Origin of the sequence: Methanofastidiosum sp., assembly GCA_035362715.1 — an archaeon.
GTDB lineage: Archaea > Methanobacteriota_B > Thermococci > Methanofastidiosales > Methanofastidiosaceae > Methanofastidiosum.
Genome location: DAOSDU010000003.1, coordinates 74,506 through 86,829, shown reverse-complemented (window position 1 = coordinate 86,829; position 12,324 = coordinate 74,506). Strand labels below are relative to the sequence as shown.

The following is a 12,324-nucleotide window of genomic DNA, read 5'->3' as shown; positions in this document are numbered from 1 at the left end:
GGTGATTTAATGATAAAAAAAATAGACCATATCGGGATAGCTGTGAATAATTTAGAAGAGTCATTGAATTTTTATGAAGATGCTCTTGGATTAAAAGTGGAGAATATAGAAGAAGTCCCTGAGCAGAAAGTCAAGGTTGGATTTCTTGATATAGGGGGGGTTCATTTTGAACTTTTGGAACCAACTTCACCAGATGGACCAGTTGCAAAATTTATAGAAAAAAGAGGGGAAGGGATACACCACATTGCAATTTTAGTAGATAATATAGAAAAAAGCATAGGATTTATGAAAGATAAGGGAGTAAAACTTATTGACGAAACCCCAAGAAAAGGTGCTGGCGGGTCTAAGATGGCATTTGTACACCCTAAAAGCACTCATGGCATACTATTAGAATTATATGAGAAATAGATTTAAATAAGAAGAGATATATACTGCATATCGGCATTTTATTATATATTAGGAGGAGTTTAAATGGGCCTTTTTGGTGGTAGTAGTGAAAAAGATGAAAAATTGAGTATACTCACGCAGAATATAGAAGAAATTGAAAAGGAAAACAGGGCTCTCAAGATGCAACTTAAGGTTTATGAAGAAGAATACGAAAACATAGAGATCATCAAAGAAAAATTTGAAAAGATTACCAGAGAAAATCAAGATTTCATGGGCAAACTAAAAGAAGCTGAAGATAAATACAAGGAAGTTGAAGAGAGAACTCACGATGTCATAAAAGAAATAAGTGAAGAAAGAGACAAGTATAAATCAGAATTAAACAATGAGAGATCAAAGGAAATAATCGAGATAAGACAGAAAGAAGAATTAATAGAAGATGTTCAGAGAGAACTTGAAAGGGTAAAATCAATAAACGAAGAACTCAACAGGCAGATGGAAGAAACAGAAAGAGGCAAAGTAATAGTTTTGGATGCCTTTGAGAAGGACATTGAAATAAGCGAAGGCGTAATAGTAAAGGGTGGACTTAAAACTAAAGAGAACGTAAAAATTGAGAACGATGCCCTTATTAAAGGAGATATAATAGCCGGAAAGAATGTTACCCTAGGGGACAGAACTACAGTTCAAGGAGCTGTAAAATGTGACGGATCCCTAGTTATGGGTGAAGAAGCCGAAATTAGAGAAGAGATTTTTGCAGGCAATGCTTTTATTTCAAATGGCAGTGTTATACCTGTATCAATCAAAACTACTGGAGACGTTAAAGGTGGGGAAAGGATAAAGATAGGCGGCGAATTTATTGCTGGCGGCGACGTGTTCTTAGGTAGTGAAGCAGTAATAAAAACAAAACTTGAAGCAAATGGAAATGTTACAATAGGCGAGAACAGCAAAGTAATGAAAGACATAATCTCAGATGGAGAAGTCATATTAGGTGCCAACAGTGACGCAAAAACAATCAAAGCAAAAGGAAATGTTACAATAGGTCACAATTGTAATGTTAGCAAGGTTCTTTCAGATGGTTCAGTTAATTTAATGGATGGAACCCATATCAGTGAGGGAATAGAGTACAGAGGATCCATAAAGATAGGTGGCGGCGTAACTCTAGAAGGAACTATACGAACAAAAGATAGAGGAGAAATTTAAAAATATTTTTTTTATCTATAAATTTCTCTTTTTGAATAAAATATGGCTATCCCGCCAATTATTAATCCCATAAGCAATCCTGCAATAAAGTATCCAACATAAGCGTAGGATTTAGTTGTTGTCAAAGTTGAAGATTTTTCAATTTGTACCTCTTGTTGAGGAGACGCTTCTTCTAGAGGCTCTAAGAATCTAAGTGCAAATGCCACGCCTTTAGAGTATTTATAAAGAATTATTGAACCTATCTTATCAGATTCTTCAAATGTAGAGGCATACTCAAAGTAACTTTCAGCCATTAAAGGCTCTCCGCCGTCTTTTCTTGCAAGATAGATTGCTCCCCCTGCTTGCTCTTTTGCCCTTTCAAGTCTTTGTTTTATCACTTCTTCTCCTGAAGACCATAGCTCAATTGAAACACTGGATCTCACCTTGCTGTCAATAGCATCAAAAATGGCGGCCGCATATTTTCCTTTTTCATATTCATTTTCAGCTGCTGTGAGTAACTCGGCACTTTGGGTAAGCAATGTATTCTGACCAATTAAAGTTTGTGCGTAAACAAGGCTTAGTCTTGCATCCTCAATTCTCTGGCTTGCATTGTACTTAATTTGCGATTCATCAATTATGTTTTCCCCCTTGGAATTTTTCTTGCTTACATCCATCCACAATTTTGCAGTTTTTGCTCTTTCTTGAGCAAAGTTTGCGTAATAAATAGCATCATAATATTTTTGATTGTAGAAATTTTTCCAAGCATCGGCTATTAAATTCTCAGCTTCGATGGCCCTTTTTTCAGATGCTGCGAGGCATTCAAATGAAGTAATACCTCGGATATTTGCCGATTCATTTGTTATTAGTTGGTTTGCTTCATCTAATTCTTTTTGGGCTACTTCAATCTTATTTTTGACGATAGTTGAATTCTTATTTATCATAACGTCAATTGAGTCGCTAATATAGTTCAACTGTATTTTAGCATTAAAGATATTGCTCATAGCACTGTAATACCTCTTTTCGGAAAGATTTTCTTTAGCCTTTTCAATATTTGAATTTGCCCGGGTTAAGAAATCATTTAGCGTTTGATATTCCCTATAGCCTATAGTCTCAGAATTTAGTTTATGGCTCGTAGTGATAGAAAGTTTCTCTACCGCAACAAATTCAGAAAGTGCTCTTGATTTGACAAAATCAGTATTAACAACAACGTTGGCAGGAGGCTTATCCTCTTTTATCCTATACCCTGTAAAATACCATAGTGCATCTACCGCATCATCAACTTCAATGACAGTTATCCCCCAACGACTCTTTGCATGCTCAATTACGTTAACAGTATCAATATTATTCTCTTCAATTATTTGGATGACAGACTGCCCGCTTGGTATAAGAAATACCTTTATCCCTTTTGCATTTGCACCCATTACCTTCTCCAATATTCCCCCAACGGGGCCTACGGTGCCGTCAGGATTAATCATACCGGTCATCATGACCTCTGGATCTATATCGAGTCCTTTAATTGAGGCTATAGTGGCTATGGTGAGTGCCGCTCCGGCTGAAGGGCCACCAATTATGGGCGAATCTGCTCTAATTGTATAGAAATAATCGTATTTGGAATGAGGCACCTTTAGTATGTCTGAAGCGACTACAGAAGCAAATCTGCAAGAAGCCTGAGTATCAAGTTCAGAGAGTGGCCAGGTATCAACAAAGACCCTTCCAGTACCAGGTTTAACTAGAACTGTGGCATCAAAAACTGCGCCTTCTAGCCCAGCATCTGTCCTTTTAACTGCCGGTACCTTAATTGTAATAGATTTTCCATCTTCTTGTGATAATAAAACTGGCAACAAACCAGTGAATAGTATGCTAAGCAAAAAAATTGCCAATATTTTTTTATTCATTAAAACACCTAAATATTTTCTAAAAGTTTTTGGATTCTGCTGTAACACGCCTCAAGTTTTTTCCAAGCGTTGTCCATGTCAGCTTTTCCAATGTTGGGGTTTTGTATATTATCAAAATAGAATCTTGTTAACTCTCGATACATCTGGCTCAACTTGAAGTATTCATGAGCTTTAGCGTCTACGAGGCTATTTGTCAAATTATCGATTTCAATAACAAAGTCTGCCCAAGTGTTAATCTTTTTTCGCTCTTGAACTTTTGGTGTTTCAACAACTTCTGGGATAGTTATTGGAGATGTGTCATATTTTTGTGTTATTGGTTCTTCTTTTTTAACCTCTGGTTCAGTTGCCTTTTCTTTGCCAACGCTAAAGATAGATGTTTTTTCTTTTGCTTTATGCTCAGGGATTCCCGATTGACCCTTTTTCTTATTGGAAATAAATCTAACAAGGAAAATTAGTAATACAAATAATACAATTAATGCTGAGAATATTATCATCCAATACTGAGATAGGAGGGTTTCTATAGAAGCCATTACTAAAATTTATTTAAAATTACTTATAACTTTTTCCATAAAGTAAAATATTTATTGGATAAAGGAGAAAAAGACGATTACCGAAATCTTTAAATAGTTTTTTACATTATTATTTTTTAATATAAATCAAACTAATGTATAAAGATGGTAATCTTTAATAAATAACTGTAATAATGGGATACTTATGTTTAAGATAGATGTTTCTTCCTCATATGAGAGATTTGGACTAGAAAAAAACCCCTTTACAGATCTATCGTCTGAGGCCATAAGGGATATCGAAAAGATTCATGTTTCTCAAGAGATAGATTCCCGTATCGCAGATATTCTTTCTGATGTTATTGGGGAAAACTCGGGAATAGCACTTTCACTTGTTGGTCCTTTGGGATCAGGAAAAACTCAGAGATTAAAAGGTGTCCATAAACTCATACAGGAGTCTGGAGGAATGTCAATCTATCAAAAGATTGACTCAAATGATATTATTAAAACAACTCTTGATATTTTCTCATATTTTTCTGAATATGAAGATGAAGAGGAAGCCCAACAAACTCTTGAAGAAGTTGCTGGAGAGTCTGAGCTTGGGGGAGAGGCTTATGCGGAGCCATACCAAGAAGAAAATCTTTCATTTTTCCAGAAAATAAAGAGATTCTTTTCAGGGAAAGAGAAAATTGCTCCTGTTGTAGAGGAATATGAAGATTCTGAGCTTACAAGAGCAAATTATAATTCCCAAGACATTGGAAATCAGCTAATAGATTATTTAGGAGAATACAAGAGGTCTGCACTCATAGTTGATGAAATGGAAAACATCCTGACGGCCTCAAATACGGATCTTATTCTTTTCTTTGAATTCTTGAGGGAATTTATCAGCAACATGCCTGAATCAAGCGTCTTTATCATGGCCTGCACCAATAATGCGTATGAGAGGATTAGGGAAATTAACCCCGCCTTTGTAGCAAGGCTCCATAATGAATTGTTCTCAGAACCCCTCACAGACGAGAGGGCAGTAAAACTTGTCCAAAAGAGGCTTGAATACAACAGGAGAAAATCAATAATTAATCCACTTTACCCGTTTGAGGAAAGTGCCATAGTTCTTGCAAACAGCATGTCAAAGGGAAATCCAAGGGAGTTACTAAAGCTCCTACATACCACATTGTTTACAGCCACAAGAGATAACTTTGTGGAATTTATAGATGACAGATACCTCGCAAAGGTTTTAACAGGACCATCGTCAGTTGAAGAATACATTAGAAGAGTTCCTTCAGATTTGAGGGAAGATGTCAGGATAATCATTGAGAAGTATGGCGGAGGCCCAGTGACATACATCCAGCTCGCAAAGGACACCCAAGAGTCGGTGACAAAGCAGTATACCAAACTGGAAGAGCTAGTTGCAATGGGTATTTTGACAAGCGAAAAGGGGAAATACCAGATAAATAGCTCCGTTATCCAGATGGTTAGGGCATCTATTAGAAAAGAAAGCGACAAATCTAAAGAAAGCAAAAAGGAAACAAAAAAGTAAATTATTGCTTCTTTAAAAGTCCTATGAATTCACTTCCGTTGATTAAGCCGAATCTGCCTTTCTTTCCTTCTTTTTCGGTGTAGCAAGATGTGCTGTCTTTTTTGATTTTTTCTGAGTAAACTGCAAACGGTACTGGGTCTGAGACGTGTGTCTTTAGCTTAATAGGTGTCGGGTGGTCAGCTACTATACTTATGTTGTAGTCAAATCCTTTACCTTCAAGTTTGTCTAAAAGTCTGCCAACGACTCTTTTGTCTAGATCCTCAATTGCTTTAATCTTCATCTCAAGACTTCCGGAGTGCCCAGCTTCGTCTGGGGCTTCGACATGTATGTATATGAAATCAATATCTTCAAGTGCTTTAACGGCATAGTCTGCTTTTCCTTCATAGTTTGTATCAATGAAACCTGTTACACCAGGGACATCAATAACTTTCATTTTTGCGCCATATCCAATTCCTTTTATCAGATCTACCGCGGAGATTACGCCGCCCTTCATCCCAAATTTTTGGAAAAATGGCTCCATCGGTACTTTCTTTCCCTGGCCCCAAAGCCATAGCATATTGCCTGGATTTTTGCCCTGAGATATTCTTTTTTTGTTGACAGGGTGTTCCATTAATATCTTTTTTGAGTCAAGCATCATTTTGTTCAATATATCGGCATTTTTACCTTTGATTAAATTATCAGATACCTTTTGACCGACTACATCATGCGGTGGAGTGCAGGTGAAACTGTTTTCTCCTTTGTAGACAAATAAATGCCTATAACTTACTCCAGGATAAAACTTTCCAATGTCAAATGATTTAGATACTTTTTTTATGAGCTCTGTTGATTCGGGTGTTGTGATGTGGCCTGAAGAATAATCTTTGATAATGCCGTTTTCTTCTGTAATAATGTTACACCTAAATGCTATATCGCCTTCTTCAAGTTCAACACCAATGCTATATGCCTCAAGAGGCCCTCTTCCAGTATAGTACTGTTTAGGGTCGTAGCCTAAAATTGAAAGGTTTGCAACATCAGATCCCGCTTCAAATCCATTGGGCACTGTTTTTAGTTCCCCCATGGCACCTTCCTTTGCAATCATGTTTATGTTTGGGATATCAGAAAGCTCAAGAACTGTTTTGTTCCCTCTATCCTCGAGAGGATAATCGGCCATTCCGTCTCCGCATACCACTATGTATTTCATGTCACAAAATGCTTATAGCGTCTTTAAAAGGTTTTAGAAAGTTCTAAGATATGTTTTGATAAAAAGAGGCAGAAAAGATAATGCTTTGGGGTCTTTTATCAAGGAAAAAATAGTTTTGTAATGTTCATCAAAACTTCCATGTTCATCAAGGATTTGTTTTTTTGATTTAACAAACTCAAATATTTTGCTGAGTTCCTTTTCACTTAGATTCTCATAGATCTTTCTCATGAATAAACCCTTAGATATTTCCTTTCCTATTAATCTATAACACTCTTTTGAATAATCGTTGCATTCACCAGAGATTATTGATTTAGCTAGGGCCTCAGAAGCTAGAGAGCCATAGTACACCCCACCACCTGACAAAGGTTTCACCTGACACGCTGCATCACCTAATAAGAATACTCTATCTTTGTAGACATCCCCCCTGCCCACTGGTATCACTCCCGCCTGAACTTCAATTATCTTTCCTTTGATGCTTTTCTTAAAGATAAACTTCCTAAGGGTTTCTTTAGGATTGTCTGAAACAGTGCCCATCCTGTATATCCCATCACCTTCCGGGATTATCCAAGTGAAAAAAGGTTTTTCTAAATAAACTTGAACAAAATTATTTAGATCCAAATCAGCTTTAATCCTTACCTGATACCCTTTGTAGTATCTTAGCTTGTAATCAAATTCTTGAGCCCTAACTCTAGATGATGGTCCATCTGAGCCGATAAGCAAATCGGTGTTAAATTTCCTCTTGTTTGTCTTTATGGAAATCTTTTCTTTGTTCCTATCAAATGATTGAAATCTTTCATCTAAAGAAACTTCAAGACCTTTTGAAAGTGTTTGGTCAAACGCCGACCTATCAACTACATAGGATACCCCTTTTCTTTTAAGTTCAAATGAATCATTCCCAAAATTGACTATAGCGCCATCAATTCTGTTTAGTATTGATGCTTTGAAATTGAAATTGTCAAAGTGATCAAAATAATCTCTACCAATGAGTCCAGAACAGGAAATAGGTTTACCGATAAATTTGTGCTCTTCAATTATACTAAGTTCATGCCCTGCTTTTTTAAGTAAATGAGAAGCTAATAGCCCAGCCGGGCCGGCCCCGATAACTGTGATTTTCACAAAATCATATAGATTAATTGCCTTATAAATAGTAACTAATGTTTGTATAAAAAAGAAAAGATTAATTAAATTTTTATCCATTTTGATTCTGCCATCTTAGCTGAATCAGAATTTTTGACTTTTGCAGAGAAATAGTAACTTGTTGGGCAAACATTGCATGCTTCGCATACAGCATTACCAGATTCTACCTTCTTTACTTCAGTAAGTTCTATCTTGTGAACATTGCTGTAGTATGCAATTATAAGCTCACTGTCTGTTGGAGCTTTGATAAATTGTATGCCACCTTCAGCATACCATTTTTCCCATGGTGTTTCCTCACACTGCATTGGCTGGAATTTCATTGTTATTGGCGCATTGCTTGTACATCCTAGAGAGAATATTAGCAATAGTATCGGTATACCAATCAAAATCTTCTTCATATTTATCACCAGAATAATTAGCTCTAATTAAATATTTAAATTATTCGGATTTTAGAAAAAAAATAAGAAAATTAATTTTTTCTCTTGTAAAGCATTGCACCTAGAGCTATTGCTATAATTAGCAAGATAACAGAGAGTCCCTGGAATATGACTAATTGATTTGAAATTGAAGAAATGTCTGATTTGAGCTGAGTTATTTCTTTTGATTCATTTTGAACTTGTTTTATTAAACTAAACAGCTGGTCTGCATTGTACTGAATCATTTCCGCTATTGTATCTGTACCGGGAATTGCTTCAGGATAATTAGAGAAAACTAAGTGCCTTCCACCAATCTCATCTGCCATTTGTGCACCTAATGTTGTTCCGCTTTGAAGATTATCAATGACAAATGCAACCTTCTCGCCCTTTCCTTTGACAACAAGATTTTGAACAGTCTGGACAGATAATGTTTCAGGTGGCTGGTATATTTCAACAACTTCTAGACCAATCCATTCTGAGAAAGGTTTTTGCCATGCCATTACTATTGCCTTGTAATCTGAAGTCCCAAGTTCTTTTGCTTCTGTCATTATTTTTTCATTAAGTGCATCTAATTCTTGAGAAACTTCTGCGGTATTTTTCTCATAATACGATTTGTTCTTTGGATCTATATCTATCAGTGCATCCTTAATTGAATTAATTTTTGCTTTGGCGAGAGGTGGTGTTCCCCAGGCACCCTGAAGCATAAGTTTTTTGATATTTGTATTTTCCGATGCATTTATCATGCTATCAAGCCAAGGCTCGATGCCATGATAAACTACAAGTGATGCTGTATTTATCTCAGATACAGTACTTGGCCTTACGTCAAAATGATCTGGGCATATTCCAGGCTGCACTAAAGCTATAACATCTACTCTATCCCCGCCAACCTCTTGTACAAAGTATTTCATTGTAGTTGTCGTGCAGATTACCTTAATTTTTTCTGCAGAAGAGAAGGTAGGCATTGAGGATAAAATCAATGCTAAAATAAAAATAGATACTATTATTTTTTTTATGATAATCGCCTCCTAGTAATACGAATATAATATTCGTGCTACTATTGAACTCTATCATGAATATATAAAGGTTTTGATTGTTTTATTTATTCTAGCTTCTATTTGCATGAATATATTACTATATAAAATATTTAAGTAAAATATATAAGCTATTTATAATAATTTGAAGCGGTGATAAACATGAAAAAGGTAATCATAGTTCTATTATTGCTTGCTTTATTAGTTCCAAGTGTCAATGCAGCACAAAAAGTAGGGGATCAAAAGATCATTACTATTAATAATGATGTCAATGATGACTTTTTTATTTCAGGAGACCAAGTGACAATAAACGGTAATATAAATGGAGATCTATTCGCTGCAGGAGGAGAAGTTGTAGTAAACGGTAATGTAACTGGCGATGCTTACGTTGCTGGAGGAAACGCTACTATAAATGGCCAAATCACTGGCGGACTTGTTCTTGTTGCAGGTCAAGCAAATGTTTCCGGGAAGACCGGAAAGATATTGGCAGGTTGCGGAGATTTAGCAATCAAGGGAAACACTGACAAAATAATAGCTGTTGCCGGGAACGTTAAGATATACCCAACATCAGTTGTCGAGAGATATGCATACATTAACACAGGCGGATTTGAAAATCAAGGTACAATCAATGGGGAACTTAATCTATCGGCAGAGCAATTAATTGAAAAGGGAAATGTGGGCACATTTAACTACCAGAAGAACTCTGTCGGAGAAGATTTTTCTAAAGGCATGAGATCTTTGGGTGCTATACTTTCAATACTCTCCGCCATCGGAATGTTAATCCTTGGAATATTGTTAATACACCTCTTCCCAAAACTATTCTTCACAATAGAAAAAGAAGTGGAAAAGGACTCCATAGTAAGAACTATAATTGGATTCCTATTAATTATTGCTACAGTAATTGTCGGAATAATACTCGCAGTTACAATAATTGGTCTGCCTATTGCAGCCATACTTGGAATGTTCTTCATAATGGCCCTTATGACTTCAGGATTGTTCGTTTCTTACTACGCAGGGAACTTTATTACCAAGAAGCTAAACATTAATACCAGCGAGATGGGAATATTCGTAATCGGTTTCGTAATACTGGCAGTTCTAAAACTGATACCTGTCCTTGGATTCTTTGTTGGCCTAGTAGTAGGAAGTCTTGGATTCGGGGCAATCTATTACGCAGTTAAAAACAACTGGAGTGCAATAACAGCTAAAAATTAATTTATTTTTCTTTTTTATTTTAAGAAAAACACTTATAAACTTCTTATCAACCGTTCTTTCAATGATTAATCCAAACAACACTAGAATGGTCCCTGGATGGAAGTTTGCACCCGTGCCTATATGCTATGGTGGGGATCTAAGAGCAATTGCATTCTGCTGTCACCCTGGATACCCATTGACATTTTCATTCAAATGCGGCCTTCCTAAAGCTTTGGAAGAGCTTGGAATTACAAAGGAAGAATATATTGAGATAAAAGATAAGTTCTCAAAAGAGCATGATTGGGATAGTGAGCTTGTCTGCTTCAAATCACTTTCTTACTGCTGCATGAGGAGAAGCGGATGCATGGGCGGGAGAGATATAGCCCTATCAGATAAATACAAAGATGAAGAGGCTTATGAGAAATATTTTGCCCTAAAAAGAAAGCTCTGTGTTGAAATATTAAAAAAGGCCAGAAATAAAGAAAAGGTGAAGGAACTTCTAGAGTATGAGCATTCTAGACCAGAGCCTTTAATCGAATAATATTATTTTTTATACTGTCTTTTTTATTGAAGACTGCTGAGCCTGCTACAAGTATATCTGCGCCAGCATCTCTGATCTTCTTAATGTTTTTTTCAGTGACGCCACCATCTACTAGAATCTCTATATCATTTCCTTTCACTAATTTCTTTGCCTCTTTGATTTTTGGCAGCATTGTTTCAATGAAACTTTGTCCGCCAAACCCTGGATTTACTGTCATTAAAATAAGTAGATCCATTGAGTCCAAAAGATGGGTTATAGAGTTTACAGGAGTGGAAGGGTTCAAAGCTATTCCTGATTTTACCTTCAACTCTCTGATTTTGTTCAAAAGTCTGTGCGGGTGATAGGATGCTTCAATGTGAAAAGAGATGTAGTCAAGAGAAATATCTCTACTGTCTTTGTTAAGAGAACTAAAAAACTGATCAACATAATCAGAAGGATTTTCAATCATTAGATGGACGTCTATCGGAAGAGTAGTAATTTTCGAAACTGCATCAACTACTAGTGGTCCTATAGTAATATTTGGAACAAAATGACCATCCATCACGTCAACATGGATTAAATCTGCACCAGAATTTTCTGCTTCCATTATGTCGTCTCCTAACCTAGAGAAATCAGCAGAAAGGATAGATGGTGCAAGTTTTGCCATGAGATTAAATCTCCTTGTGCTCTACCTTTTTCCAGTCACACATGAACTTTTCAATGCCTATATCTGTAAGAGGATGCTTGATAAGTTTCATTAAAACATCATACGGTACAGTTGCAATATCTGCGCCCATTAGAGCTGCCTGCAAAACATGAATTGGGTGTCTGATGCTTGCAATTATGACTTCAGTTTCAAAAGAATAATTCCTGTATATCTGCTGGATATCTGCGATAAGATTCATGCCATCAGTAGAAATATCATCCAGCCTTCCCACAAATGGAGATACGTAAGATGCGCCTGCTTTTGCAGCTAAAAGTGCCTGAGTTGCAGAAAAGATAAGCGTGACATTAGTCCTTACACCTTGCCCTGACAACTCCTTTACTGCCTTTAATCCTTCCTTTGTAATTGGAACTTTTATTACAATATTCTTGTGGATGTCCGATAATTTCAGCGCTTCTTCGACCATTCCTTTACAGTCAGAACATGTGACTTCAGCTGATATTGGTCCATCGACGATTTTACATATCTCTAGGATTATATCCTTGAAAGGTTTCTTTTCCTTAGAAATTAGCGAGGGATTGGTTGTTACCCCTTCAATTAAACCCAGACTCGCAGCTTCCCTTATCTGTTCAATATTTGCAGTATCCAAAAAAAACTTCATTTTATCTCCTCTATAATAATTAT

At 36.3% G+C, this 12,324-nt stretch carries 13 protein-coding genes; 5 read left to right on the top strand and 8 right to left on the bottom strand.

Translation table 11 applies throughout. From position 1 onward, the window contains the following. The first annotated feature begins 9 nt into the window (after positions 1-9). Positions 10-408, top strand: coding sequence for a methylmalonyl-CoA epimerase (gene mce, locus PLI06_03085; protein ID HOI76582.1), 399 nt, complete (start codon positions 10-12; stop codon positions 406-408). A gap of 63 nt (positions 409-471) precedes the next feature. Then, entirely contained in the window at positions 472-1,584 is a 1,113-nt protein-coding gene (locus tag PLI06_03080; protein ID HOI76581.1) for a hypothetical protein, read from the top strand. A gap of 11 nt (positions 1,585-1,595) precedes the next feature. Here the strand turns inward: PLI06_03080 and PLI06_03075 are convergent, their stop codons facing one another. Together PLI06_03075 and PLI06_03070 are read right to left on the bottom strand one after the other, a co-directional pair. Next, positions 1,596-3,458, bottom strand: a complete 1,863-nt coding sequence (locus tag PLI06_03075; GenBank protein ID HOI76580.1) for a hypothetical protein — start codon at positions 3,456-3,458, stop codon at positions 1,596-1,598. 8 nt (positions 3,459-3,466) lie between these two features. Then, on the bottom strand, positions 3,467-3,988 hold the full coding sequence (locus tag PLI06_03070) for a hypothetical protein (protein HOI76579.1): 522 nt from the start codon (positions 3,986-3,988) through the stop codon (positions 3,467-3,469). Positions 3,989-4,172: 184 nt separating this feature from the next. Here PLI06_03070 and PLI06_03065 point away from each other — a divergent pair, with 184 nt between their 5' ends. After that, positions 4,173-5,501, top strand: a complete 1,329-nt coding sequence (locus tag PLI06_03065) for an ATPase (protein HOI76578.1) — start codon at positions 4,173-4,175, stop codon at positions 5,499-5,501. A 1-nt stretch (position 5,502) separates the two neighbouring features. Here PLI06_03065 and PLI06_03060 read toward each other — a convergent pair whose 3' ends face one another. From PLI06_03060 to PLI06_03045, 4 genes are all read right to left on the bottom strand, one after another. Beyond that, the gene (locus PLI06_03060; GenBank protein ID HOI76577.1) at positions 5,503-6,681 is read right to left on the bottom strand and encodes a cofactor-independent phosphoglycerate mutase; all 1,179 of its coding nucleotides are present in this window, start codon (positions 6,679-6,681) and stop codon (positions 5,503-5,505) included. 33 nt (positions 6,682-6,714) lie between these two features. Beyond that, positions 6,715-7,797, bottom strand: a complete 1,083-nt coding sequence (locus PLI06_03055) for an NAD(P)/FAD-dependent oxidoreductase (protein HOI76576.1) — start codon at positions 7,795-7,797, stop codon at positions 6,715-6,717. Between the two features lie 65 nt (positions 7,798-7,862). Next, positions 7,863-8,216, bottom strand: coding sequence for a hypothetical protein (locus tag PLI06_03050; protein HOI76575.1), 354 nt, complete (start codon positions 8,214-8,216; stop codon positions 7,863-7,865). 71 nt (positions 8,217-8,287) lie between these two features. Continuing rightward, positions 8,288-9,196: a metal ABC transporter substrate-binding protein gene (locus PLI06_03045; GenBank protein ID HOI76574.1), complete on the bottom strand. Its 909-nt coding sequence runs from the start codon at positions 9,194-9,196 to the stop codon at positions 8,288-8,290. 231 nt (positions 9,197-9,427) lie between these two features. Here PLI06_03045 and PLI06_03040 point away from each other — a divergent pair, with 231 nt between their 5' ends. After that, positions 9,428-10,477: a hypothetical protein gene (locus PLI06_03040; protein HOI76573.1), complete on the top strand. Its 1,050-nt coding sequence runs from the start codon at positions 9,428-9,430 to the stop codon at positions 10,475-10,477. Between the two features lie 61 nt (positions 10,478-10,538). After that, positions 10,539-10,997 carry a methanogenesis marker 9 domain-containing protein gene (locus PLI06_03035; protein HOI76572.1) on the top strand — a complete coding sequence of 153 codons (459 nt, stop codon included), beginning with the start codon at positions 10,539-10,541 and terminating at the stop codon, positions 10,995-10,997. On the opposite strand, the gene rpe is transcribed toward PLI06_03035, so the two are convergent. Next, complete coding sequence (gene rpe, locus PLI06_03030; GenBank protein ID HOI76571.1) at positions 10,972-11,643, bottom strand: ribulose-phosphate 3-epimerase; 672 nt, start codon at positions 11,641-11,643, stop codon at positions 10,972-10,974. The two genes, PLI06_03035 and rpe, sit on opposite strands and share 26 nt — an antisense overlap. A gap of 4 nt (positions 11,644-11,647) precedes the next feature. Beyond that, positions 11,648-12,301 (bottom strand): fructose-6-phosphate aldolase, encoded by a 654-nt coding sequence (gene fsa / locus PLI06_03025; protein ID HOI76570.1) that lies wholly within the window; start codon positions 12,299-12,301, stop codon positions 11,648-11,650. Positions 12,302-12,324 lie beyond the last annotated feature (23 nt).

Bases quoted from the DNA above. Each gene is read 5' to 3' on its own strand.
- rpe (HOI76571.1), bottom strand. From the start codon at position 11,643: ATGGCAAAACTTGCACCATCTATCCTTTCTGCTGATTTCTCTAGGTTA.
- PLI06_03060 (HOI76577.1), bottom strand. From the start codon at position 6,681: ATGAAATACATAGTGGTATGCGGAGACGGAATGGCCGATTATCCTCTC.
- PLI06_03065 (HOI76578.1), top strand. From the start codon at position 4,173: ATGTTTAAGATAGATGTTTCTTCCTCATATGAGAGATTTGGACTAGAA.
- PLI06_03080 (HOI76581.1), top strand. From the start codon at position 472: ATGGGCCTTTTTGGTGGTAGTAGTGAAAAAGATGAAAAATTGAGTATA.
- PLI06_03045 (HOI76574.1), bottom strand. From the start codon at position 9,196: ATGCCTACCTTCTCTTCTGCAGAAAAAATTAAGGTAATCTGCACGACA.
- PLI06_03050 (HOI76575.1), bottom strand. From the start codon at position 8,216: ATGAAGAAGATTTTGATTGGTATACCGATACTATTGCTAATATTCTCT.
- PLI06_03070 (HOI76579.1), bottom strand. From the start codon at position 3,988: ATGGCTTCTATAGAAACCCTCCTATCTCAGTATTGGATGATAATATTC.
- PLI06_03035 (HOI76572.1), top strand. From the start codon at position 10,539: ATGATTAATCCAAACAACACTAGAATGGTCCCTGGATGGAAGTTTGCA.
- fsa (HOI76570.1), bottom strand. From the start codon at position 12,301: ATGAAGTTTTTTTTGGATACTGCAAATATTGAACAGATAAGGGAAGCT.
- mce (HOI76582.1), top strand. From the start codon at position 10: ATGATAAAAAAAATAGACCATATCGGGATAGCTGTGAATAATTTAGAA.
- PLI06_03040 (HOI76573.1), top strand. From the start codon at position 9,428: ATGAAAAAGGTAATCATAGTTCTATTATTGCTTGCTTTATTAGTTCCA.
- PLI06_03075 (HOI76580.1), bottom strand. From the start codon at position 3,458: ATGAATAAAAAAATATTGGCAATTTTTTTGCTTAGCATACTATTCACT.